Origin of the sequence: Neglectibacter sp. X4 (assembly GCF_009917365.1) — a bacterium.
GTDB lineage: Bacteria > Bacillota > Clostridia > Oscillospirales > Acutalibacteraceae > Acutalibacter.
Map to the genome: position 1 here is coordinate 1 of NZ_QWLE01000252.1, position 266 is coordinate 266.

1 pseudogene is annotated in these 266 nt (G+C 43.6%); it reads left to right on the forward strand.

Going from position 1 to position 266, the window contains the following annotated elements:
• Positions 1–266: pseudogene (locus tag D1841_RS17970) on the forward strand (hypothetical protein); the annotation flags it as partial.

Below are 266 nucleotides of genomic sequence, written 5' to 3' on the forward strand. Positions count from 1 at the left end.
TTTTTCATGGTTGCATTCTCTTTGATTGTAATCTTGCTGCTATGGAAAAAGTCCTGACGCCAAAGAAGGAAAAATTAGTGTCGAAAGGCGTTACCTCTGTACGCAGCAGAGTTTCCAATCTGCGTGGACTGGTGCCTGCGCTTAGACATATCAGTGCAGATATTTTCTTTGAAGACTGGGGAAAGGAACTATCAAAAAGTTGTCAACTCATTGGGAAAATGAGCCCAGATGAAGAAGAGGAAATCGCGACTCTCATCGAGCGCAGA